Origin of the sequence: Anabaena sp. CA = ATCC 33047, from assembly GCF_963870205.1 — a bacterium.
In the GTDB taxonomy this organism is placed as follows: Bacteria; Cyanobacteriota; Cyanobacteriia; order Cyanobacteriales; family Nostocaceae; genus Trichormus.
Genome location: NZ_CAWMSA010000056.1, coordinates 341,043 through 364,800, shown reverse-complemented (window position 1 = coordinate 364,800; position 23,758 = coordinate 341,043). Strand labels below are relative to the sequence as shown.

Below are 23,758 nucleotides of genomic sequence, written 5' to 3'. Positions count from 1 at the left end.
GTTCTGGAAACATTAAAAATGTGCCAGAAGCCTACATCGACCCGCTAGGGCGATGTAGGTAGTTCACTAGTTACACTGATTGACGAACTCACTGATACTCCCAGTAATAAAAATAGAGAAGCTGTTGGTCAAGGTATTGCCAATATTATTACAGGCTTCCTCGGTGGAATGGCTGGCTGTGGCATGATTGGTCAATCGGTGATTAACATCAAATCCGGTGGACGTACTCGCCTTTCTACCTTGTGTGCCGGGGTTTTGTTGATAGTCTTCATTTTAGTGTTAGGCAATTGGGTGAAGCAAATCCCGATGGCATCATTGGTAGGTGTAATGTTTATGGTGTCCATTGGCACTTTTAACTGGACTTCGTTGCAGACATTACATTTAGTGCCAAGAAGTGAAACGGCTGTGATGGTGACAACAGTTTTCGTCACCGTACTCAGTCGTAACCTAGGTTTAGGAGTGCTGGTTGGGATTGTTCTGAGTACAGTTTTCTTTTCGCGTCAAATTGCCAAAGTTGTATTTGTAGATTCATTGCTGAGTGCTGATCAAAATTACCGGACTTACAGCATTGCCGGACAATTATTCTTTTTGTCGGTAGACCAATTTCTCGCCGCTTTTGACTTTTCAGAAAACTTACAGCGTGTCAAAATTGATTTAACCCATGCCCACATTTGGGATCAAGCGGCGGTAACAGCCATTGATAAAGTCGTGCTGAAGTTTCGCCGTCATGGCACAGAGGTAGATTTAGTCGGAGTGAACGCAGCTAGTGCCACGTTATTAGATAAACTGGCAGTCCACAACAAGTCTGTAGCCGTAGATAGCTGAATTATCTGGGTTAGCGCAGCCCTGCTGGACTGAGAATAAATGTCTTTACTCTTATATAACTATTTAGTTATAATACCAAAGTGACTGACAACATCCAGGTTGTTGCAGTCCAAGCATAGGCGCACACACAGATTATTACAGAAAAACCAATGTGGGGAAGTGCTATTACGGCATATTTACATTATCTTGGCTTCATGCTGGCGTTTGGGGCGTTGGTAGTTGAAAGCCAAAATCTCAAAAAAGATATCAGTCTAGCAGAAGCGTGGAAAGTGGTGATAGCAGATGCCATTTATGGTTTATCTGCCACCACAATTCTAATCACAGGTATCTTGAGAGTGATGTACTTTGGTAAAGGTACTGATTACTACCTCAGCAGTCCGGTATTTTATACCAAGGTGGGGATGTTCATCCTGGTGAGTTTGTTGTCTCTGTATCCCACCTTTTCGTTTTTGACTTGGATTAAGAACTTGCGAGAAAACAAACCTCCTCATCTGGAATTTTCGCAATTACAGCGATTATGCTGGCTGATTAGGGGGGAGTTAGTGGGGTTTTGCTTCATCCCCTTGTTTGCTGCACTTTTAGCGCGGGGAATTCGACTTTTTTAAACATGAGGATTGAGGAGTGCGTTAGTTTAGATAGTGTGCGGTTTAGGTTCAAGGAGAATCAATCATGTTTCCTTTTTGGATGAATCCCTGCTGTCATTCTGAATCTCAAAAATCCCATCGTCGGCATCAATTAGAATTTTTGAAATGGATGCGGGATAGTCTAGAAACGCGGTTGGCTGCTGTCAATGCGGCGATCGCCACTATGGAAAGACAAATGAACGAAGAAAACGCTTCTAATCAAGCTTCTTGATGTTCGCCCGGAATTGCTTGCCGATGACCGAACAAGTGATCAAAACTAAGATGAGGAATAGACTCACGGTGATGAGGAATATACTTTCAGACGAGGCGATCGCTCAACTGATTGCAGAAGACGTTCCCTATTTTGATTTGACCACATTGGGACTCGGCATTGGCAAGCAACCGGGGGAAATTGAATTTTCTGCCCGTCATCCGATGGTAGTTTGTGCCACGGAGGAAGCCGCCAGAGTCTTGGAAAAATGTGGGGCTACAGTTTCGTTTCAGGTTGAAAGTAGCACTACCTTGGAGGCGCAACAACTCATCCTCAAAGCCACAGGTTCAGCCGCAGCTTTGCATATTGGCTGGAGAATAGCACTTAATTTATTGGAATATGCTTCCGGGATTGCTACTCGTACTGATAGTTTGGTCAAAGCTGCCCAACAAGTCAATCCATCTGTAGGAATAGTTGGGACGCGCAAAGTGTTTCCGGGTACACGTCCGTTATCTGTCAAGGCACTTTTAGCCGGTGGTGCAATTCCCCATCGTTTGGGGTTGTCGGAAAGCATTTTGATTTTTAAGGAACATCTGACTTATCTGGGGGGAATGTCAGGTTTATTGGCAGCCTTACCAGCACTTAAACAACGGTTTCAAGAACATAAGATAGCGATGGAAGTAGAAACCGTAGCAGATGCAGAGGCGATCGCTCAAGCTGGAATCGATATGATTCAATTTGATAAGGTTGCCTGTAGTGACCTTAAGGCTGTAGTACCGTCATTAAAAAATCACTATCCCCAGATTAAACTTGCTGTGGCTGGGGGAGTTACCTTAGACAACGTTCAGGATTATGCTAGCACCGGCGTTGATTTACTGGTGACAAGCTTTCCCTATTTTGGCAAACCTGCCGATATTGGCGTGAAAATGCGGAATGTTTCTTAAATCAACCCCATTTCTCGTAACCCCTGGCGGAGTCGATTTGCTTCTTGGGGGTTGTTTTGTTCATGGAGGAGAATGGCATTTTTAAAAGCGGTGACACTGGCTGGAACATTACCGACTTTTAACTGTACTACTCCTAAATTTTGATAAGCTTCTGCATATTTAGGTTGAAAACGAATTGCTTTTTGGTAAGCTGCGATCGCATCTGTAAACATCCCCAAAGCCTTGTATATCATTCCCAAATTGTAATATCCAATAGCAAAGTTAGGGTCAATTTTCAAAGCTGTTTCATAAGCTTTTTTCGCCCCATTGATATCTCCCGTTGCTTTGAGTAAATTACCTAAATTGTTATACGCGCCTAATTTCAGCATCGGGTAAATAGGTAACTTAATCGCATTTTGGTAATGAGAAATCGCCTGTTGGGGATTATTTAAACGATTGTGGGCAATACCTAAATGATAGTGTAATTCATATAAAACTTCGTAGTTTTCCTGACAAGCTTTGACACCCCGTTGTAATAACTCTATCCCTTGGTTAAATTTCCCAGTTTCCACATACAAAGCCCCCAACTTACTGCAAACATAAGGATCATGGGGGTGAGTTGCCAGAAAGCTTTCCATTGTCGCTTGGGCTTTGGCGTGTTTATCATTTTGAGCGATCGCGCTTTTTTGATAACCTGAGTGTAGAATTGCTACCTGTGGTAAATATCCGATTTCCCAATGGGGTTCTTTTTCGAGGATAGCGGTGACACTATCATCAATTAAAGCATGATAGGGACGGTCAAACCGGATATCGGGATGATGGCGAAATAGGCGAGATACCAGAGAATAAGGAGACTGTTCTGCATCAATTTCGTGACGCAACAGGTTAATTAGGAGATATTCATCGCTAGCGATCGCCTCTTTTAACTGTGGTACAATTGCCGATGTCAGAGTCTCATCCGCATCCAAAACTAAAACCCAATCCCCAGTCACATATTGTAAAGCCGCATTGCGAGCCGCACTAAAATCATTACACCAAGCAAAATAATGCACCTTCGCCCCAAATTCTTGAGCAATTTCCGGCGTGCGATCAATAGAACCAGTATCCAGCACAACCATTTCATCTACAACATTCTGCACACTGCTCAAACATTTAGGTAATGCTGCTGCTTCGTTTTTCACAATCATACACAGACTAATTTTCATATTGCCAATAAATTTTACTTTTTCAAGGTTTATATTTTCTTATATGAGTGGCTTTTGTAATTATATAAGTTTATATTTAAATCAAAGTTTAATAGTCATTCAATCTATCTTGATTTCCTCTCGACAATTATCAACGGTGATATTAACAAGTTTTCTTGATTTAGTCAGTGGAATTTTGACTTACTTCACACTAATGACATAGCATCTACACACCTTATTCATAATTTTACAAAAGATTAACTTGATATTTGTAGTGTAGTAGTTGAATGGCTTGTAGTTGGGGCTACAAGCCTATATTTTTGGGTGGTTTTGTTGGTGGTGGGGGGAAAATGAACAGGTTTTCAGGAAGATTTTTTATTTGTTTTGATTTTTGGGATTGTTTTCCTGTTCTGGGCGTTGGATAGCAGGGGGATAATTGACATATTCACTGCTTCTGAGGGTTTCTGTGTTGGTTAAATCTTCCGGTAGGAGTTCTTCAGGTGTGACTGATTTATCAACAGCGTCGTCTAGCACTCCTTCTGCATTGACGTTGGGTTTATCAGAAGTTCCTTTATGGCTTGCATGACCACCTGGCATAAATTTTTCCTCTGGTTTTATTTATCAAATGTTTCTAATTTAAATAGTTGTTTTTTATAGGCACACTATCAAAGGTGTTAAAATAAAATCTGGGGTGAAGTCTTAAGTAATAAATTTGCAGATTTGTTGATTAATTCAATAGTCAGAATCAATCAGGGAAAGTTGGCGATGCAATCATGATTATTCAATAAATACACCAATTGCCAGAGGTAAAAGTTACCTATCATATTTTAATTTATGTAAATAGTTAATTGATGTCTTGGCAATTGCGAGGTAATGATGACTAAGAAGCAAGATAAACTAATTGATTTAGCAGTGCATGAATCTTCAGATCCAGATGAGATTATCTCGCGTCATCAGGAAGATATATCTAGAGATATTCCGCAATCTGATGATTCACTACCGGATGAAAAGAATCCTGATATTAATCAAGATGAGCCGAATGTTGTGGATGAGCAAATGACTATTGCTAACTTAAGTGCGGGATAAATAGGACATATCAGGCCCAGATGGTATAATGCCACCAGGGTTAAGCGGAAACAGATTACCATAATAGTCTCGCTTGATGCTGTCTAAATCACAAGTCTCCGCAACGCCTGGAATTTGATACAATTTTCGCAAATATGCGCCTAAATTATCGTAATCTTGGATGCGGCGACGGTTACACTTAAATAAACCATAGTAGACAATATCAAAGCGGAATAGTGTGGTGAACAGACGCACATCTGCTAAAGTGAGACTATCACCACACAGGTAACGACTGTGAGCGAGTAAAGCATCAATTTCATCTAAAGTGGTAAACAGTTCCTCAACAGCTTGATTATAAGCCTGTTGTGTCTGAGCGAAACCGCAGCGATAGACACCATTATTCACATTGGTGTAAATCTTTTCGTTCCATTCATCTATCTTTGGCTGTAATTCCTCTGGGTAAAGATTGAGTGTAGGATTAGAGGCGAACTCATTAAACTCAGAGTTCAACATGACGATAATCTCTGCACTTTCATTATTAACAATCGTCTTGGTTTGTTTATCCCACAAAACTGGCACTGTTGCCCGTCCAGTATAACCGGGTTGAGACAGTTCATACAACTGCGCCAGAGTATAACAACCTTCCTCTGGCGAGTCAAACACCCAACCACCCGACTCCGCAGCAGGAGAAACCACAGATACAGATATAACTTCTTCCAACCCCTTAAGAGTTCTCACAATTAGTGTACGGTGCGCCCAAGGACAACCCATACCAACATAGAGTTTATAACGTCCGGTGGCTGGTGAGTAAAGACTATCTTCCCCGACTTTAACAAAACTTCTAAACTGACTGTTAGGGCGAATATATTCACCAGACTGACTACGGGGGGCTAACTTTGACATCATAACTTGCCAAAGACTTGTCCAAACAAACTTACCCATCCCAATAATCAGCTTAGGAGGAAGAGACTTACCCTTTTTCGGAGTTGTTCTAATACCATTCATGATTGACAGCAATTGATGTCACTGCACTCTTCCAGGATAGACTAGCCAGATAAAAAACAACTTCCCTCTCTCCAACTCTTCCTCTCTGCGCCTCTGCGCCTCTGCGTGAGAAAAATCTATAATTTTACTCAGCACCAGAATTAACATCTGTAACCAATACCAACTTACCCTCCTTGTATGCTTGCCGGAGAGCGATCGCCTCTGCTACGATTTGTTGTGCAGTCAAACCTTCCTCATCCATCATCTTTTGGAGAGTAGTACCAGTTTTCTCCCCATCTTCATGAATAGGCGGAACTTGACAATATCTACCACCATTCTTTAACCGTCGCCAAATACTAGGCTTCTCAGCCGTTTCCCGTCTAGGAGTACGCTGTTTCTTAATCAGAGAACGTACAGTTTCCTGATTGATAATACTGACATCAAGCAACCTATCAATCACCTTTTGATACTTATTACTTCTTTCCGCCAGTTGATAAATAGTGCGTGGCTCAACTTGGGCAAAATCTTGAGGACTAAACTTACCAAAAGTTGCAGCAATTTTGAGATACCTCTTTTCCTCACCCTGCCAACCCTGACTTACAAGTAACTTCTTATACTCCTTACTCGACAAACATTGTTTTTGTTCAGCCAACCAAAAAGCATGATGTAAAATAGCCTTAGTCACATCAGCAAGGGTTTGAAACGAAAAATTTTCCGTCGCATCAGACTGTTCAAACTTGTGTGAAACTGGATGAGGAGCTACACCTTGCATTGATGACATCATAATAATCGTCTCGTACTCAGGTATTTTTGAGAAAACACAACATCTTATTTAGTACAATTGTACTAAATATTTTCTCAAAACAAACCCCCAAACATACCCGAATCTCCAACAAACCCCATATAAAATTATACACCCCTCCTCAAAATCCCCCCTCCGCGCACCTCCGCGTTGCCTCCGCGCGACGGCAGTCGCTACAACGGGGGAAACCCCCGCAACGCGCTGCCTCACCTTTGCGTTTAAAAAAACCCACCCTACTATTTCACCACAGAAAACCCCCGACGACCAGAACGAACCTCAGCCAACTCCACCTGAAAACTCACATTATCCCGCAGTTCCCCACTTCTAACCTCCAAACTCCAACGACCAGGAAGAACATCCCAAAACAGAGAACTAGAGTCACCCTCTAACCTGTCCCCATTCAACCACCATTCTATAGATGTAGAAGAACTTCCCGCCAACTTAAACTCTAATTTTTGCTGTCCTGCCGCACCAGGATATAGTAAAAATAAATCACCATTGCGGGGAGAGACAATTCTCACCTGATGAGCGACTAAACTAGACGAAGGTTGTTTTGCCAACCACTCATCATACTCTGAAGGTAAAGTAAAATCTTGCTGAGTTTCGTAAGCAATAGTATCTTCAGGATAAAAATACTCCTGCACCACAGAGTTACAATCTGGTGTAGGCTTCAAACCAGAGACAGCACAGATAGGCAGTTTAGTCAATCCCACCGGAGAAGGAAAAGCGGCTGGTGGTTGGTGTGCGTGCAGGTGTAACATAATGCGATGCCACAGAGGTGCTGCACCTGTGACACCGGAAACTTGACGCATGGGTTCACCGTTGAAATTGCCTACCCAAGTCGCCACAGTGTAGTTAGTAGAAAAGCCGACTGTCCAAGTATCGCGGAAATTGGAGGAAGTCCCAGTCTTAACAGCCACGGGGAAGGGCAAGTTTAAAACTGATTCTACACCAAAAGCGATCGCTCGCGCATGATTGTCACTGAGCATATCAGTAATCAGTTGCCATGTTGTGGGGACTCTTGACTGGGGACTGGGGACTCTTGACTGGGAAAATACAGAAACTAACGGGGTGAATTTGCCTTGCTGGGCGAGGGTGACATAGGCTTGAGCGAGTTCCCAGAGAGAGACTTCACCACTACCGAGACTTAAACCTAAACCGTAATATTCCGGGGTTTGCTGGAGGTGAGTAAAACCGAGTTGATGCAGACGTTGTAAAAAAGCGGGTACGCCGATTTTTTCCAACACCCGCACGGCTGGGATATTCAGAGAATTAGCTAAAGCTATCCGCACCCGCACAGGGCCGAGAAACTTCTCAGTATAATCTGTAGGACTATAAAGTTGCGCGCCGGGGATAGCGTAGTGAGTCGGGACATCTGCTAAAATCGTGTTTGGACGAATAGCACCTTTTTCTAAAGCTAATTCATAGACAAACGGCTTGAGAGTAGAACCCGGTTGACGTAGTGCTTGTACACCGTCATTGCGTCCGAGTTTGCTGTCATCAAAATAATCAGGTGAACCGACATAAGCTAAAACCTCCCCAGTGTGGTTGTCAATTACCAAAGCAGCTGCATCATGGACATTGTTAGCAGCGAGGGTAGAAATAACTTGCTGTACTTGTGCGGCGACAAATTGCTGTAAAGGTTTATCTATGGTGGTGCGAATAGGAGAAGTAATTTCTGTGTGAGATAACTGACTAGCTAACCAAAATAAAAAATGTGGTGCGGCGATAATTCCTCTGTGACGCGACTGAAAGACAACTTTTTCGGTGAGGGTTTTCTCAGCCATATCCTGAGTGATATACCCCTCCTTTACCATGCGGTTAAGGACATATTTTTGTCGCTGCTTGAGTCTATCCCCATGCTGCAAAGGGTCAAAATAAGTGGGATTATTAGGAATAGCAGCAAGCAGACTAGCTTGAGCGATATTCAAATCACTAGCGGGGATAGAAAAATAAGTTCTAGCGGCTGCTTCCACACCATATATATTACCGCCCATTGGGAGACGATTAATATATGCAGAGAGAATTTCATCCTTATTCATTCCTGCTGCTAACCGCCAAGCCAACCACACCTCATGAAGTTTACCAGAGAAATTGCGGGGGGATGGTGCTAACATTCGCGCCAACTGCATAGTAATTGTAGAAGCACCAGAAACAATTTTTTGACTGTGAATAGCTTGCGTGACAGCGCGGAGAATAGCTTTCATATCTAACGCACCATGACGATAGAAACTACCATCTTCCGCCGCTAAAATTGCGTTAATAAACTGAGGTGAAACTTGATTGAGAGGTACAACAGCCGTATGTTCTTGATCACGAGTGAGGATAGTACCTAATTTTAAACCATTGCGATCGCTAAACTCTAACGCCAACTGATTCTGCACAATATCTACCGCACGAATAGACGCAAAATAAGGTAATAACCTCACCCCCAAACATATCAACACCACAGCCAAAATCAACTTAATACTCTTGCTGACTCTTAATATATATTGAACTTCCAGCCGCCAACGCTTCACCCTGTTCATCACACAACTAACATCAGATTCATCACTAAATAATCAAATACACATCACATTGTGATGTTTACGTTTTTTCACCCTATCAATTTACAAAAATTCATCAAAACCCAATAGTTAAAAATTGTAATGTTTTCACGAAACAAACAAACCAAATTAGTTATCCATATAAATGTAACCATCCTCCCTTAACCTCCAAAACTCCACCTCTAACTCTCTGCGTCTCTGCGTCTCTGCGTGAGATATTATCAACCCCCAAAACCCCACCATGATCCTAAAAACCCTCATCCAATTCCTCCTAACCACCACCCTCATAATAGGAATAACCAGTTGCAACATTATCGGAATATCAACAAAACAACAACTACCAAAAGTAGCACCACTAACACCCCCCAGATTACCAGAATGGATAGAACAAATCAGCCCCATTGGTAACGCCAAACCCCTAAACCAAATTCGCATTCGCTTTAAAGAAGCATTAATTCCCGTCGAACAACTAGACACCCCAGAACAACAAAACCTGTTACAAAAATTTGCACTTTGGCCGCCCTTACCCGGACAATTTCGCTTTTTAACACCACGTATGATAGGCTTTCAACCAGAAAAAGCCTTACCCCAAGCCACAAGATTACAAGTTACCCTGAAAGCAGGTTTAAAAGACTTAAAAAATCATCAACTAGACAAAGATTTAGCGTGGACTTTTAACACCGAACCCATTGAAATCACTAACTTACCCGGAGTAAACCCAGTAGAACCAGCAGAAACACAACCAGTAGATTTACAACCAAAACTACAATTTACCTCCAACACAGAACTTAACTTAAATTCTGTACAAGAACATCTGAAATTAATCCCTGAAGGTAAAAATAAAAGCCTTAATTTTAAAATAGCATTAGCCAAAGCAGAAAAACCTAAAGAAACACAAGACCCTTTAGAAAAATTTGACCCTTCTACACGTAACTGGGTTTATAATTTATATCCTCAACAAACCTTAGAAAAAGCCACCAATTACCGCCTTGAATTTTCACCCGGTATCTTACCCGCAGATGGTAACTTACCCACAGAAAAAGAATATGTTAGTAAATTGGCAACTTATTCACCTTTAGCATTTAAACAAATTAATTATTACGGACAACCAGACGCAGGTGGAACTTATGGCAGATTTGTTAAAGGTACACCGCAATTAGAATTTAACAATATATTAGTAGCCGACTCAGCTAGAGAAAATATTAAAATCGAACCTGCACCAAGAGATATTTCCAGACTGCTGCAAATTGGGGAGGAAGATAGATATGTCACCATTAACCCCTATGCTTTAAACCCAGCCACTAACTATACAATTACTATAGGCGCAAATCTCAAAGATAAATTTGGACAAAGCTTGGGTAAACCCGTCAATCTCAAATATAATACAGGTGATTTAGCTGGTGATATTTGGGTTCCCTCAGATTTACATATTTTCCCATCTGGACAGAATTTACAATTAAATATTAGTACCGTTAATTTACCAGAGTCACAATATAAAGCTGCCTATCGTGTGGTGCAACCTACAGATTTAGTTTACGCCAGAGGTGCTTATCCCCAAGGTAATGAAAATGATTTATTACCCAAACCAAAGACATGGCAAAGCTTTAAAATTGCAGCTAAGAAAAATCAGCAAGTTGATGTTACAGTACCACTACGAGAAAAACTTGATGGTGCTACAGGAATGTTAGCTTATGGAGTGCAAGCCCGCACGAATAAATATCAGGAAAATGGTAAAGAATTGTGGCGCGAACCGACAACTTACGGGTTAGTACAGTTAACAAATTTAGGTGTATTTAGTCAATGGTTTCCTGACTCTGGTTTAATTCGTGTGAATCATCTCAGTGATGGTTCACCTGTGCCGAATTCGCCTATAGAAATTTATCAATTAAGTTTAAATTCTAAATATCGTGACCCTGTACAACCTTGCGCTACTGGTAAAACAGATAATGATGGAAACTTAAGGCTTCAGCGTCAAGATTTACAGCAATGTTATCAGAACAATAATAAATTTGTCAAATCACCAGAGTTATTAGTTATCGCCCGTGAAAATCAAGATTGGGCATTTGCGAGAACCGAAGAATATAGTGGTGTTTATGGTTATGGTATTGATGCGGGTTGGGCAGATGATAAACCTGTATCTCGTGGTGTGATATTCTCAGATAGGCAGTTATATCAACCAGGAGAAAAAGCTTGGTTAACTGGGTTTGCTGACTATTTAGAAAATGGCAGTCTTCAACAAGATAAAAATGCAGTCTACCAAGTCAGTTTAATCAATCCTGATGGACAAAAGACAGGTTTAGGTACTAAAACCACCAACGAATTTGGGACATTTTCCCTAGAGTTACCCATCAATAAAAATCAACCCTTGGGTTATTATACAATCCAAGCCAAGGGTAAAGATGGTAGAGAAATTTCGGGAGAGTTGCGAGTCGCTGAATTTAAACCACCGAATTTTAAAGTTGAACTCGATTTAGATAAACAATTCGCCTTAGTCGGTGAAAAAGTCGCAGCGCAAGCAACGAGTAATTATGTATTTGGTGCGCCTGTCGAGGGAGGAGAAGCTAAGTATTTTGTGACTCGTCGCCAAGAGAATTTTATCCCGAAAGGTTGGCAAGAATTTAGTTTTGGTAGACAATGGTTATGGCCGGAAGAAAGTCCTGCTGTTCCTAGTGATGTTTTACAGACTAACACTCAGTTAGATGCTAATGGTACAACCAGTCAAACGGTAACGGTGGCGAAAGATTTACCTTATCCTATGACTTACACTGTGGATGTACAAGTCGCAGATGTTTCTAATTTATCTGTGGCTAATTCTCAAACTTTTACAGCTTTACCAAGTAATCGGTTGATTGGTTTAAAAACTAATTTCATCGCCGAAGCTGGGAAAGCTTTTCCTGTAGAAGTCATTGTGACTGAACCTACAGGAAAACCAATAAATAATCAACGGGTGCGGCTAGAATTACAACAGATGAAATATAGTAATGTGACGCAGTTAGTCGAAGGTAGTCGCACTGCTAAAAATCAAGTTGAATATACAACAGTCGCCAAAGCCGAAGTTACATCTGCTGATAGTCCCCAAATTGTTAATTTAACACCACCAGAGTCAGGTTCGTATCGCATTCGCGCTAATTTTAGTAATAGTAATGAGGAATTAACAGCGACAGATGCCCAAATTTGGGTGACAGGAAATAATCCAGTTTATTGGGGTTCGGAAGAACAGAACCGTTTAGAAGTTAAACTAGATAAGAAAGAGTATCAACCCGGTGAAATTGCTACGGCTTTAATTCAATCTCCTTACCCAGATGCAGAGTTATTCTTTGCTGTCATCAAAGATAAACCCATCTATCAACAATTAACTAAAGTTTCCGGTGGTGCGCCACAAATTCAGTTTCAAGTCACTCCAGAAATGTTACCGAATGCAGCAGTTGAAGCTGTGTTAGTTAGACAAGGCGCACCTCTTAATCAAGTAGAACCGGGAAGTTTAGATAAATTAGTTAAAATTGGATTTACGCCGTTTAAAGTTAACTTGCAAGCTAAATATTTAAATGTGCAAGTTACGCCATTGCAGACATCAGTCGCACCAGGAACAGAAGCAACGGTACAATTAGAATTGAAAGATAAGCAAAATAACCCCACCCAAGGACAATTAACTGTGATGGTGGTGAATGAAGCAGTATTACAATTGTCTGGTTATCGTCCGCCAAATTTGGTAGATACTGTTTATGCAGAACAGCCAATATCTACCCGCTTTAGTGATAATCGTCCTGATGTGATTATACAACCCCAAGATGTCGCTAAACCTAAAGGCTGGGGTTATGGTGGCGGTTTTTCCGCAGGTGCAGCTAATACCCGCGTCCGTACAGATTTTCAAGCTTTGGCTTATTATAATGGTGCTGTTGTCACCGATGCTGCTGGTAAGGCACAGATAAGTTTTAAATTACCGGATGACTTAACTACATGGCGGGTGATGGTTGTCGCTACTGATGGTAATTTGCGGTTTGGGAATGGTGAGGCGACGTTTATCACTACTAAACCACTGTTGACTAATGCTATTTTGCCACAGTTTGCCCGTCCAGGCGATCGCATCCTCGCTGGTTTATCTGTCACCAATAACACTGGCACTTCAGGAAACTTAACAATTAACGGCGAACTCAACGGTACTCTCAAGTTTGCTGAGAAAAACCCGACAACTACCAAATTACAAACCAAAACACAAGCAACTACTCAAGCTTATCGCTTTCCAATGGTGGCTGAGACTGTTGGTATAACACAAGTCCGCTTTACCACCCAGTTAAATAATACCGCCGCCGATGCTTTTGCCGTACCGTTAGAAGTCAAACCTTTGGAGGTGACAGAACAAGTTGTAGAAACAGGGGTGACTGATAAACAAGTCAAAATTCCTCTGAATGTTGATAAAAATGTTTACCCGGAAGCTGGCGGTTTAGATATTCAAATAGCGAGTACCTTAATACCAGAAATTAAAGCACCAGCTAAACAAGTATTAGGTGATGATGATTTACCCTTCGCTGAACCTGCGGCGAGTCAGTTAATGATTGCCGCTAACCTGCAAATTTTAGCCCAAAAATATAGCCAAAGTTTTGCAGAATTTAACCCTAAACAACAGGCAAATCAAGCAATAACTCAATTACAAAAATTGCAACTCGCCGACGGTGGTTTTGCAGCCTTCCCAGGACAAGAAAAATCAGACCCTTGGGTTGCTGCTTACGCTGCTGAATCTTTAACAAAAACCAAGGAAACCTTCCCCAATGGGGTAGATGCTGTCATGCTATCTCGGTTAAAGAAATATTTGCAGCAAGTCTTGGCGAACCCTGGACAATATGACTTTTGTAAACAGAAATTATGTAGAACTCAATTACAACTCAATGCTTTAATTGCTTTAGCCGAACTCGGAGATAAACGCAATAGTTTCTTAGGTGATATTTATCAACAGCGTAATAACTTTGATATCGTCACCCAAATCAAACTAGCGCGGTATTTATCACAATTTCCCGAATGGCAAGATGAAGCACAACAAATGTTAAACCAGTTGCAAGAAAATATCTACGAAACTGGGAGAACAGCCGTGATTAGTTTACCATCTAGTTGGGGATGGATGAGTTCAGATACCACCGCACAAGCACAGGCTTTAAGGTTATTTATCGCCGCACAAAGTAAACCGGAAGTCATCGATAAATTAGTGCAGAGTTTATTAGCACAACGACGGGATGGTACATGGCAAACTAACTATAATAATGCCCAAGCATTAACAGCTTTGGTGGAATATAGTCAACTACAACCGACACCACCCAACTTTTTAGCCACAGTACAATTAGCTGGTAAGAAAATCGGAGAAAATCGCTTTAATGGTTATGATAATCCTAGCTTACAGTTAAATGTGCCGATGACTAAATTACCCCGTGGTCGTCATGATTTAACACTGCAAAAATCTGGTAATGGTAAGTTACATTATTTAGTAGCTTATAATTATCGTTTACCAGGAAACCAACCAGGGAGATTTAACGGTTTACGGGTGACAAAAGCTATTAGCAAAGTTGGTGAAACTCAGCCTTTACAAAAAACTGGGATTTATGCTTTTGATAAACCTTTAAATGTCAACAGTGGACAGGTGTTTGATATTGGGTTAGAAATAATTGCAGACCATCCAGTTAATCATATAGTCATTAAAGACCCATTACCAGCAGGATTTGAAGCTGTAGACCAGAGTTTTCAAACTGCAACAGCCGCATTACAAGCACAAGCCGATAGTTGGCAGCTTGGTTATCGCAATATCTACCGCGATCGCATTATCGCCTATGCTGACCACCTAGAACCAGGAGTTTATAGTTTACATTACTTAGTCCGTTCTGTGACTCCCGGTACATTCCTCTGGCCTGGTGCTGAGGTACATTTGCAGTATACACCAGAGGAATTTGGACGTTCAGCCAGTTCTACCCTGCAAATTGAATGATATCAGTCAGCTAACCGACTCCATACAATTAAACCTCCCCTCTCCGCGTCGGAGAGGGGTTAGGGGTGAGGTTTAAAAAAACTGGTTAAATCACGTAGACGTTAATTAATTTGTCATTAAAACAACACAGTAAACCGCCCTTTGATGCAAATGTTTCATTACAATTATGTTAAATTTGCATTTAAGCTATTTCAAAAATATGCAACACCTGCAATGATGATTGAGTTCATAGTGTTGTTGTTTGTTACAGTAGGCGGATGCTATGATAGTAAATCCGCCTTTTATCCTTGCCACTGTTTACGAATACAGTTAACTGTGGTAACTGTGAATAGAGTTAGCACCAGTTCGTGGAAGATGAAATAATATACTTGTTGAACTGGCAATGCAGACATGGGAAAAGAAATTGAACGCAAATTTTTACTTAAAAATGATAGTTGGCGACAACTAGGTGAAGGTGTTTTATATCGTCAAGGATACATCCCTACACAGGGGGTAACTGTACGTGTGCGGGTTGCCGGAAATCAAGGTTATTTAACAATTAAAGGCAAAACTGTTAACTATTCCCGTGCTGAGTTTGAGTATCCCATTCCTTTAGCAGATGCTCAAGAAATGTTAGATACATTATGTGTGCGTCCTTTAATTGAAAAAACCAGATATAAGATAAATTATAACGGTTTAGTGTGGGAAGTAGACGAATTTGCCGGAGAAAATCAAGGATTAATATTAGCAGAAGTTGAACTAACTGATGCAGCACAAGAAATTGAAATACCTGATTGGATTGGAGAGGAAGTTTCAGGCGATCGCCGGTATTATAATAGTTATTTAGTGCAACAGCCTTATTCTAAATGGTAAAACCATTCGTTAGATTAAGATGCGCTTTATTCGTGGATGTAGAGACGTTGCATGCAACGTCTCTACATCATTTATTTGGGGTATTCAGTTAAATACGCGAGTAACGCAGATGTAATCTTAACAGCCGTAACCAGCGTAACCAAATCTGTGCAGGTTGTTCAAAAAACGTGAAAATATCGCCAAAACCTAGATTAGTTTTTTGGTGATGTAACCAGTGTCTTTCAGGAGTAGTGATAAATAGAATTTGGCAGAGGAAATTGACGACTTTGGGAGTTTCCCAACCTAACACAGTGATATGTCTCCACCACACATGAAACTGTCCCAATAATAAACCCAAGATAACACCTATGGGAGAGAAAGACCACAGAAATACAGCTACTATTAGATAAGGTACAGCACCTAAAACACCATCTAAAAGCACCTGAAAATTCCATGTTAAAATTGCATAATGACGAAAATCTTTCTTCCATGAATGGTGTGTTTTCAGGTGGAGACTACCAAAAACGTGTTCAGGAACATGATAAACAAATGTCGATAAAAAATCACCAAAAAACAATAGTAACCAGGCAATAGCGACAGCCTCAAGCATTTAGACTCCTCAAGTAAGAAAACACCACAAACAACCAACCAGAACGACTAGACAAACAAAGTCAGTCTCTGCGGAATAACTTAAAATCAAGGTGGTAGATGTAAATCTCTAGCTTCACTAATTTAGCTATGTTGAATGATTTAAAGTGTTTTGAAATTGTTACCCCACAATCTTCTGACGAAGGAACACACCATAGGCAAAGAAGAAGTTAAAAATAGGACAAATTTAGGTTAAGCTTTTCTGTGATATTATTGCTATACAGGTAATCTATTTCTGTTAATAACTAATTAATAAAATTAAACTTATGATTGACTTTAATCATTATCAAGCTTTAACTTTTGACTGCTACGGTACACTTATTGACTGGGAAACAGGAATACTAACAGCGATTAAACCGCTTTTAAATAATCACAAGATTAATTTAACTGAAAATGCTATTTTAGAAACTTTCGCGGAATTAGAATCAGAACAGGAAAAGGGGGAATATATTACATATCGAGAAGTTTTACAAGGAGTCGTCCAAAACTTTGGCGAAAGATTTGGCTTTCAACCAACAACCGATGAACTAAATTCCCTCGCTGACTCGTTGCAACATTGGCAACCTTTTGCGGATACTGTCGCCGCATTGCAATTACTCCAGCAAAAGTTTCAGTTAGTAATTATCTCAAATGTAGATGATGATTTGTTCGCTTTCTCGGCTGAGAAATTACAGGTTAAATTTGCTCAAGTCATTACAGCACAGCAGGTAAAAAGTTATAAACCCTCATTAAACAACTTCAGACAAGCACTGGAGAGAATAGGCTTACCAAAAGAACAAATACTGCACGTTGCTGCTAGTGTGTATCATGATATTATTCCCGCCAAGTCATTAGGAATATCAACAGTTTGGGTAAATCGTCGAGTAGGTAAAATAGGTTATGGTGCTACCATTCCATCTGAAGGTGAACCTGATTTACAAGTTCCAGATTTACAGACTTTAGCTAGTTTAACAGCCTGAAGACTCTGAAAAAAAACACAGATGCACACAGATAATTTATTCATGTGCATCTGTTCAGTTGATGAGTTGATGACAGTTGACTCGTTGCAAGATTATTCACCAAATCTCGGCTATACCTTTCTTGTAAGGCTCACCCGTAAAAGGTTGTACACCAATTGTAGGATAAGCGTCATCAGAAGGGCCAAAGATCCGCATTACGGCTTCAGAAATATACTGAGTGATGCTAGCCAGCATTTTGGTAATAGCCATAATATTCGACTCCTTTTTGAGTCAATTTCTCTTTGTTGTTCTACTCTAATGCTTATCAGCTTCTTTGCCTCATTTTCTCAATATATTGACAACATAAGCAATAGTTTTTCAGACAGCTTTGCAATACTTAATCTTATTTGCAATTTATTACTTTATGTATCTATTCTCATATCAAGTATAGCTAATTAGTTAGAATTTATGAACATTCCGAACTTTGGCAGCATTGAGATAAGCTTGGGGATTTTCCGGGTCAAACTCTAAGCCGTTAAAGAATTTTTCTATCCCGCGAGATGTGCTAGCGGGAATAGCTGTTTCTTGCCCGATGATTTGAGCAGCTTCTCGCCATAAGTCTTCCCGATTAACTGCATCAATGATGGGTTGGGGATTAAATTCTTTTGAACGATTACCCCAGCGCATATCTTCAATAAAGAACCATAAATCATGACTTTTATAGGGATAAGAAGCATTTTCCCGCCAGAATTTAATCGCATGGGGGCTATTTTCGACTACGCGCCCATTACCATAATCGAACTTACCCAAGAGGCGATCGCGCACAAATTCACTGGGGACTCCAATCCACTGCCGTTGTGATAAAATCTGAAATAATTCGGCTTTATTCTCCGGGCGATCGCACCAGATTTGAGCTTCTAAAACTGCCGCTAATAAAGCCTTCGCCGCTTTCGGATGTTTATCAACCCATTCAGCACGCATTCCTAAAGCCTTTTCTGGATGATTATGCCATAACTCTCCACTGGTAACGGTAGAGTAACCAATTCCTTGTTTGAGCAAGCGATGATGCCAAGGATCTACCACACAAAAAGCCTCCATCGAACCACCACGCATATTAGCTACCATTTGCGGTGGTGGCACTACAATCAATGATACATCCCTATCAGGATCAATCCCACCATAAGCTAACCACCAACGCATAAAAAAGTCACCAGTTACCCGACGATACGGTATAGCACAGCGTATATTTTCGCCAGCTAAACTTTTTTTGGCAAACACTGACTTGAGTGAAGAACTATCTAGCCCAAGTTTTAAATCTTGATAAACATTGCTAACAGAAATACCCTGCCCGTTTACATTCAACCGAGCCAAAATATACATCGGAATTTTACGCCCATAGCTAATTTCACCAGTGGCCATTAAATACACCATAGGAAATAGCAAATGTGCGCCATCCAAACCTTCATTATCTGAACCTAACATCAGTTTGTCACGCATCACTGCCCAAGAAGGTTGTTTTAACACTTCTACATTTGGCATTCCATGTTTAGCAAAAAATCCTTTGGATTTCGCTACAATCAACGGACAAGAACTGGTAACAGGAATAAAACCGAGTTTTGCCCCTGTAATTTCTGGCGCATCACTATAAGCAGCATACAAACTTGTTGGAGATGGGATAGCTGGAGAACGATGACTAAGAGTTGTTGATAATAACGCCGCACCACCAACCGTTAAAAAATTTCTTCTCGTAAATTGTGCCATATTTTAACTGAATATTAAGAGACAAGCCCTGTTTTTTATAGCCAAAACTTTTGATTTTTTATGTAGATGTTTTCCCAACAGGTATCCTTGCTACTGCTTTATATTGAGCTTGTTGTTGATGATGTAAAAAATTTAGTAATTCATGACGTAGGTCATGATAAAGGGGATGGTCTACAATATCTGATAAAATTCGAGAACGACCAAAGGGTACATCTAAAATTTGACCAATGGTAGCAGCCGGGCCATTGTTCAACATTACCACGCGATCAGAAAGTAACAAGGCTTCATCTACATCATGAGTCACCATAATAGTTGTAATATGAGCCAGATTACAAATATCCATTAATTCCGTTTGTAAAGATTTGCGGGTGAGGGCATCTAAAGCCCCAAAAGGTTCATCTAACAGCAACAGTTTCGGTTTAATTGCTAAAGCACGGGCGAGGGCTACTCTTTGCTTCATGCCTCCAGAAAGTTGTCCTGGTTTTTTGTGGGCTGCATCTTTTAAACCAACCATTTCTAAGTGAGTAGCGATGATGCGATCGCGTTCAGCTTTAGGCTTATGAGATAATACCTTATCCACAGCTAAAGCCACATTATCCCAAGCACTTAACCAAGGTAAAAGCGAATAGTTTTGAAATACCATCATCCGTTCTACCCCTGGACGTTTGACTCTTGTAGCATCTACTTCTACATAACCCCCAGAAGGCTTTTCCATCCCGGCGATAATATTCAGTAAAGTAGATTTACCACAACCGGAATGACCAATTAAAGAAATAAAATCCCCTTGCCGAATTTCTAAATTGATATCTTGAAGAATGATGTTTTTCTCACCATTTGGCGCAGGATATTCTTTATTGATACTATGAATTTGGACAAAGTTATCCATTGGAAAAATTCTCCTATATTTTAGCCAACTGATGTTGGTGTTATTTTAACTGTAAATTATTGCTGTACCACAACTATTCTTGTGGTGTAAATTTAAAAGCTAGATAAGACATAATTTTGTCTAGACTCAGACCCACAAAGCCTAGATATATAATCGCCAATATAATCTCACTAATATTAGAATTATTGTAAGCATCCACAATGAAAAAGCCTAGTCCATCATCAGATAGTAACATCTCTGCCGCTACAACCGCTAACCAAGAAAGACCAAGCGCAATTCTTAAACCTGTAAAAATATATGGCAATGTTGCAGGTATGAGGATTTTGTAAAAGTTTTCTAAAAATGATAGTTCTAAGATTTTGGCAACATTGATATAATCTTTGGGTATCATTTTCACACCCAAAGCCGTATTAATAATAATCGGCCAAATCGCAGTAATAGTAATCACGAAGATAGCTGAGGGATTAGGTTTGAGAAATATAGCCTGTGCTAAAGGTAGCCACGCCAAAGGTGCAACAGGACGTAAAAACTGGATGATGGGGTCTATAGCGTCTTTTAAAAATTTATTTAGGCTAATCAAAAAACCTATGGGAATGCCAATCACCACAGCTATCAAATAACCAAATATCACTCGTTTGAGGCTAGCAAGAATCAACCAAAAAAAACCTTTATTCAAGCCACCATAATTAAAAAATGGATTAATAATTAATTCCCAAGTGTTGCTCACTACTGCCAACGGAGAAGGTAAAGATGTATTAGGAGTAAGGCTGATTAGATACCAAAATATTAAAATGCTAGCAATACCACATAAAGGTGCAAAAGTTCGCTGGAAAATTCCCCAAAATAATTGCTTGATTTTTCGATGTTGCACCAGTAGTCTGTTAGAGTTAACTACCATATAGTTGAATAACCTCGAATTGCACTATCAATTAAAATTAACAACTATCTTGGCAAGTTTTACGGACAACAGCAACACTATGTAAATATGCAGTGTCTACTGTAAAAATAATTCTCGAATCCCTGTACTACCAATCTCTACAGCCAAAGCTGCCAACAGAAAACCTAAAAGCTGAGTGACAATCACCCCACCTTCCACGCCAATCAAACTATCAATTTTATTTGCCAAGCGCAAAATCAACCAAGTCACAAACATCGCCCCCACAACCCCCAACACTACAGCCAGATGGGGACTGTGGGATTTGGACATTAACAACATCACTGTCGTGATTGTACCCGGCCCTGCCAGCAATGGCAAAGCCAAAGGTGTAATCGAGACATCCCGCCCTTGTGCGGTAATTGGTGTATTCAGTTCTCCCCGCAGCATTTGCAAGGCGATTAACAGCAATAACAGCCCGCCAGCTACGCGCAACGAACCCATGCTAATTTCTAAATAAGTCAAAATATATTGTCCAGCAAAGGCAAATGTTAGCAGAACTGCGATCGCTACAATCACCGCCTTATCAATTACCTTATTTCTGTCTTCTGCTTCCATACCCTTAGTTAAAGCTAAAACCACTGGTACATTGCCTATGGCATCTGCTAAGACAAACACTGCAATAAAAGTTTGGATAAAAATACGAGTATCTATCATCGCGCCAGTTAATCAAGGTTTGATCACAAGCTAACTTGAGTATAGGAGATTGGGGATTGGGGATTGGGGATTGGGAATATAAAAGTTCTCCCTTGTCTCCCTCATCCCCCTCATCCCCCTCATCCCCCTCATCCCCCTGCCCCCCTTGCCCCCTTGCCCCCTTTGTCGGATATTGAAGTAACGGTATATTTGAGTATCTATCTCACACAACTACACTGTTTTTTAAGTCTATGAAGTCTTATTTAGCCGCCGCTATTCAAATGACAAGTTTGCCAAATTTACAAAAGAATTTGGTACAAGCCGAAGAATTAATTGATTTAGCTGTGCGCCAGGGTGCGGAATTGGTGGGTTTGCCAGAAAATTTCTCGTTTATGGGGGAAGAAAAGGATAAACTGGCACAAGCAGAAGCGATCGCCCATGAAAGTGAAATCTTTATTAAGAAAATGGCGCAACGCTACCAAATTACCCTTCTAGGCGGTAGCTTTCCTGTACCCGTAGGCGATACAGGCAAGGTCTATAATAGGACAATTCTAGTTGATCCCAATGGCGAAGAACTAGCCCGCTACAACAAAGTACACTTGTTTGATGTCAACGTTCCTGACGGTAACACTTACCGTGAATCTAGTACCGTTGTCGCCGGTGAGCAATTACCCCCCGTGCATTTCTCGGAAAATTTTGGCAATATCGGGGTGTCTATTTGCTATGATGTCCGCTTCCCTGAACTCTATCGCCATCTATCAACTAAGGGTGTAGATATCATTTTTGTACCTGCTGCCTTTACTGCGTTTACAGGTAAAGACCATTGGCAAGTATTATTACAAGCTAGAGCCATTGAAAATACTGCCTATGTAATTGCCCCCGCACAAACAGGTAATAATTATGGTCGTCGTCTCACCCACGGACACGCAGTCATCATTGACCCTTGGGGGACAATTTTAGCTGATGCAGGTGATAAACCGGGAGTGGCGATCGCAGAAATTAATCCCTCACGTCTAGAACAAGTCCGTCGTCAGATGCCTTCTCTACAGCATCGCGTCTTTTAGTTAAGGTAGGGGAGTAGGGGAGTAGGGGAGATGAGGAAGCAGGGGAGGCAGGGGGAGCGGAGGAAGCGGAGGAAGAAAAACTTTTACCCAGTCCCCAATACCTTCCAGTCCCCAATTACGACTCTCCCGACTCAGCACTAGGCTTTTGTGGTGTAATTCCATGCAGTTTAATAAAACTATCAAAGGAATACCAAGCCAACACATACCAGGGAATAATTTCCAACTGCAAACCTTTAATTATTAACTGTCTCACCGCTAAAATACTCAGTCCCAAGGGAAAGAGAAAGCGAATATCAACCACGCCATCAGTTGCTTGTTTGACTTGTTTATTCCAATCTACAACTGCACTGGCTACAGTCGTTGCAGCTTCAGTATTACCTGCTGTAGTTTCTGCAAAAATTATCCCTAAATCTTCTAGTGTTGCCAGCACATCTTTTAAGCTTTCATCTGTCCCATCATGTTTAATCACAATACTGCCATGATGAATATTAGTCCTGACTGCTTGAATAGTAGGTTGGGCTGCTAGTGCATTAGCAATGTGTTGCATGATTTCAGGCTGACGGTGAGCATGGGCAATTCTCAACCTTAGTCTACCTGGGGTATCACTGATAATTTTTGTAGATATAGATATTGGTTGGGATGGTGTTTTAAAGTTAATTTTTTGGGTTAATTTAGGCATTGTGGTCAGATTGCCGTGGTTATTTGTTAACATCAAACCATCCTCCGAATTTAAGCTTTTTGATTGTTTATTTAATTAATTTATGAACGCAGATGCACGCGGATATAGCTTGCTTCTCTTTCCCTACGGGACGCTCTGCGAACAGAGACGCTACGCGAACCCGTAGGGTACGCGGATGAATCTGTATGATATCTGGTGGCAATTTGCTCTAAATTTGCAGATTTTAAAAGCAAATGGACGAATGTATAGA

21 protein-coding genes are annotated in these 23,758 nt (G+C 40.8%); 9 read left to right on the top strand and 12 right to left on the bottom strand.

Annotation, left to right across the window (positions count from 1 at the left end; translation table 11 throughout):
• Window positions 1–75: 75 nt before the first annotated feature.
• The 4 genes from AACS98_RS18145 to modD all read left to right on the top strand — a co-directional run bounded on the left by AACS98_RS18145 (window position 76) and on the right by modD (window position 2,603).
• Window positions 76–825, top strand: a complete 750-nt coding sequence (locus tag AACS98_RS18145) for a SulP family inorganic anion transporter (RefSeq protein ID WP_339373720.1) — start codon at window positions 76–78, stop codon at window positions 823–825.
• 149 nt (window positions 826–974) lie between these two features.
• Window positions 975–1,430 carry a DUF2214 family protein gene (locus AACS98_RS18140; RefSeq protein WP_066382347.1) on the top strand — a complete coding sequence of 152 codons (456 nt, stop codon included), beginning with the start codon at window positions 975–977 and terminating at the stop codon, window positions 1,428–1,430.
• Between the two features lie 64 nt (window positions 1,431–1,494).
• Entirely contained in the window at window positions 1,495–1,680 is a 186-nt protein-coding gene (locus tag AACS98_RS18135) for a hypothetical protein (protein WP_066382345.1), read from the top strand.
• 71 nt (window positions 1,681–1,751) lie between these two features.
• Complete coding sequence (gene modD / locus AACS98_RS18130; RefSeq protein ID WP_066382406.1) at window positions 1,752–2,603, top strand: ModD protein; 852 nt, start codon at window positions 1,752–1,754, stop codon at window positions 2,601–2,603.
• Here modD and AACS98_RS18125 read toward each other — a convergent pair.
• Both AACS98_RS18125 and AACS98_RS18120 read right to left on the bottom strand, forming a co-directional pair.
• Window positions 2,600–3,787 (bottom strand): tetratricopeptide repeat protein, encoded by a 1,188-nt coding sequence (locus AACS98_RS18125; RefSeq protein WP_197480114.1) that lies wholly within the window; start codon window positions 3,785–3,787, stop codon window positions 2,600–2,602. The genes modD and AACS98_RS18125 overlap by 4 nt on opposite strands.
• Before the next feature lie 354 nt (window positions 3,788–4,141).
• The gene (locus AACS98_RS18120) at window positions 4,142–4,363 is read right to left on the bottom strand and encodes a hypothetical protein (protein WP_066382341.1); all 222 of its coding nucleotides are present in this window, start codon (window positions 4,361–4,363) and stop codon (window positions 4,142–4,144) included.
• Window positions 4,364–4,639: 276 nt separating this feature from the next.
• On the opposite strand from AACS98_RS18120, the gene AACS98_RS18115 reads away from it, so the two are divergent.
• Window positions 4,640–4,852, top strand: a complete 213-nt coding sequence (locus tag AACS98_RS18115) for a hypothetical protein (RefSeq protein WP_066382339.1) — start codon at window positions 4,640–4,642, stop codon at window positions 4,850–4,852.
• Here the strand turns inward: AACS98_RS18115 and AACS98_RS18110 are convergent.
• The 3 genes from AACS98_RS18110 to pbpC all read right to left on the bottom strand — a co-directional run bounded on the left by AACS98_RS18110 (window position 4,838) and on the right by pbpC (window position 9,145).
• On the bottom strand, window positions 4,838–5,836 hold the full coding sequence (locus AACS98_RS18110) for a glutathione S-transferase family protein (protein WP_066382337.1): 999 nt from the start codon (window positions 5,834–5,836) through the stop codon (window positions 4,838–4,840). The two genes, AACS98_RS18115 and AACS98_RS18110, sit on opposite strands and share 15 nt — an antisense overlap.
• 124 nt (window positions 5,837–5,960) lie before the next feature.
• Window positions 5,961–6,599, bottom strand: coding sequence for a hypothetical protein (locus AACS98_RS18105; protein WP_066382335.1), 639 nt, complete (start codon window positions 6,597–6,599; stop codon window positions 5,961–5,963).
• Window positions 6,600–6,853: 254 nt separating this feature from the next.
• Entirely contained in the window at window positions 6,854–9,145 is a 2,292-nt protein-coding gene (pbpC, locus tag AACS98_RS18100) for a penicillin-binding protein 1C (RefSeq protein ID WP_066382334.1), read from the bottom strand.
• A gap of 259 nt (window positions 9,146–9,404) precedes the next feature.
• Here pbpC and AACS98_RS18095 point away from each other — a divergent pair, with 259 nt between their 5' ends.
• Window positions 9,405–15,131, top strand: a complete 5,727-nt coding sequence (locus tag AACS98_RS18095) for an alpha-2-macroglobulin family protein (RefSeq protein ID WP_198161150.1) — start codon at window positions 9,405–9,407, stop codon at window positions 15,129–15,131.
• Between the two features lie 390 nt (window positions 15,132–15,521).
• Window positions 15,522–15,983 (top strand): CYTH domain-containing protein, encoded by a 462-nt coding sequence (locus AACS98_RS18090; protein WP_066382333.1) that lies wholly within the window; start codon window positions 15,522–15,524, stop codon window positions 15,981–15,983.
• A gap of 88 nt (window positions 15,984–16,071) precedes the next feature.
• Here the strand turns inward: AACS98_RS18090 and AACS98_RS18085 are convergent, their stop codons facing one another.
• Window positions 16,072–16,572: a fatty acid hydroxylase gene (locus tag AACS98_RS18085; protein ID WP_066382332.1), complete on the bottom strand. Its 501-nt coding sequence runs from the start codon at window positions 16,570–16,572 to the stop codon at window positions 16,072–16,074.
• Window positions 16,573–16,876: 304 nt separating this feature from the next.
• Between AACS98_RS18085 and AACS98_RS18080 the strand changes: the two genes are divergently transcribed.
• Complete coding sequence (locus AACS98_RS18080; RefSeq protein ID WP_066382331.1) at window positions 16,877–17,569, top strand: haloacid dehalogenase type II; 693 nt, start codon at window positions 16,877–16,879, stop codon at window positions 17,567–17,569.
• Between the two features lie 96 nt (window positions 17,570–17,665).
• On the opposite strand, the gene AACS98_RS18075 is transcribed toward AACS98_RS18080, so the two are convergent.
• The 5 genes from AACS98_RS18075 to AACS98_RS18055 all read right to left on the bottom strand — a co-directional run bounded on the left by AACS98_RS18075 (window position 17,666) and on the right by AACS98_RS18055 (window position 21,783).
• Window positions 17,666–17,818, bottom strand: coding sequence for a nicotinate phosphoribosyltransferase (locus AACS98_RS18075; protein WP_066382329.1), 153 nt, complete (start codon window positions 17,816–17,818; stop codon window positions 17,666–17,668).
• A 189-nt stretch (window positions 17,819–18,007) separates the two neighbouring features.
• Complete coding sequence (locus AACS98_RS18070; protein ID WP_066382327.1) at window positions 18,008–19,309, bottom strand: CmpA/NrtA family ABC transporter substrate-binding protein; 1,302 nt, start codon at window positions 19,307–19,309, stop codon at window positions 18,008–18,010.
• A gap of 58 nt (window positions 19,310–19,367) precedes the next feature.
• Window positions 19,368–20,195 (bottom strand): ABC transporter ATP-binding protein, encoded by an 828-nt coding sequence (locus AACS98_RS18065; protein ID WP_066382325.1) that lies wholly within the window; start codon window positions 20,193–20,195, stop codon window positions 19,368–19,370.
• 73 nt (window positions 20,196–20,268) lie between these two features.
• Window positions 20,269–21,093: a nitrate ABC transporter permease gene (ntrB, locus tag AACS98_RS18060; protein ID WP_066382324.1), complete on the bottom strand. Its 825-nt coding sequence runs from the start codon at window positions 21,091–21,093 to the stop codon at window positions 20,269–20,271.
• Between the two features lie 96 nt (window positions 21,094–21,189).
• Window positions 21,190–21,783, bottom strand: a complete 594-nt coding sequence (locus tag AACS98_RS18055) for a MarC family protein (protein ID WP_066382403.1) — start codon at window positions 21,781–21,783, stop codon at window positions 21,190–21,192.
• Window positions 21,784–22,016: 233 nt separating this feature from the next.
• Here AACS98_RS18055 and AACS98_RS18050 point away from each other — a divergent pair, with 233 nt between their 5' ends.
• A complete protein-coding gene (locus AACS98_RS18050; RefSeq protein ID WP_066382323.1) occupies window positions 22,017–22,829 on the top strand; it encodes a carbon-nitrogen hydrolase family protein in 813 nt (270 codons plus the stop codon).
• Between the two features lie 115 nt (window positions 22,830–22,944).
• Here the strand turns inward: AACS98_RS18050 and AACS98_RS18045 are convergent, their stop codons facing one another.
• Window positions 22,945–23,541 (bottom strand): HMA2 domain-containing protein, encoded by a 597-nt coding sequence (locus tag AACS98_RS18045; RefSeq protein ID WP_066382322.1) that lies wholly within the window; start codon window positions 23,539–23,541, stop codon window positions 22,945–22,947.
• Between the last annotated feature and the right edge of the window lie 217 nt (window positions 23,542–23,758).